This window comes from Sphaerisporangium aureirubrum (genome assembly GCF_042658925.1).
GTDB classification, from domain to species: domain Bacteria; phylum Actinomycetota; class Actinomycetes; order Streptosporangiales; family Streptosporangiaceae; genus Sphaerisporangium; species Sphaerisporangium aureirubrum.
Genome location: NZ_JBHSRF010000195.1, coordinates 1 through 972, shown reverse-complemented (window position 1 = coordinate 972; position 972 = coordinate 1). Strand labels below are relative to the sequence as shown.

Below are 972 nucleotides of genomic sequence, written 5' to 3'. Positions count from 1 at the left end.
TGAGGCGTTCGTAGGGGGTTTGGCCGCCGAGGCCGCCGTGGGGTCGATGGTAGTTGTAGTAGTCCTCCCATTCGCGGAGCTTGTCGTTGAACACCTCGGCGTCGTCGATGAGCACGCCGTCCAGCATCCGGTAGAACTCTTCGGCGTCGATGCGGTGGGAGCGCTCGACCTTGCCGTTCAGCCGCGGGGTGCGGGGTTTGATGTAGGTGTGGGCGATGCCCTTGTCCAGCACGTGCCAGTGGAACGCCGACTGGAATTCGGCCCCGTTGTCGGTCTGGATGACCTGCACCTGGAAGGGCAGGCGTTGCAGGACGTAGTCGACGAACTGGATCGCGGTCTTCTGGTTGAGCTGGGGGTAGATGCGCAGCACTCGCAGCCGGGTGCAGTCGTCGATCGCGGTGAACTGGTAGTACTTGTTGCGCCCGCCCTTGCGGCCGCCGGCGCCGGCGATGGGTTCGATGAACTTCACGTCGATCTGCACCCGGTAGCCGGGCAGCTGCTTCTCGTACCGCTTCCATCGCTTGTCGTGGCGCTTGTAGCGCTGCGAGGCCGGCAGGCGGCCCATGTCCAGGCGCTTGAGGATCCGCCATACCCCCGAGCGGCTGATGGTGACGTCGTGGTACCGGGCCAGGTACATCGCGATCTTCTCCGGGCCGAAGTGGTAGTTCTGCCGCAGATAGATGATCTTCTGCACGATTTCGGCATGGGTGGCGTTCGGACTGGTGTGGGGCCGCTTGGACCGGGTGCGCAGGCCCTCGATGCCCTCGGCCTGATAGCGCCGGTACCAGATGTAGTACGCCTGCCGGCTGATCCCGTAGTAGCGGCAGGTCAGCGCGACGTTGCCCGAGACCTCTTCGACGTGGCGGATGACCGCCAGGCGCCGCTTGGCCTCACGATCGAGCGGGGGGTTGGGGTTGGACATAGATGGTCTCCGTAGTCGCCGGAGACCCAGGTGTCAACGATGTCCGTCAG

1 protein-coding gene is annotated in these 972 nt (G+C 64.7%); it reads right to left on the bottom strand.

Annotated features, from left to right (window positions below; genetic code table 11):
• The coding region (locus tag ACFP1K_RS41100) for an IS481 family transposase (RefSeq protein WP_380764028.1) at window positions 1-922 on the bottom strand (922 nt) is incomplete at its 3' end.
• Between the last annotated feature and the right edge of the window lie 50 nt (window positions 923-972).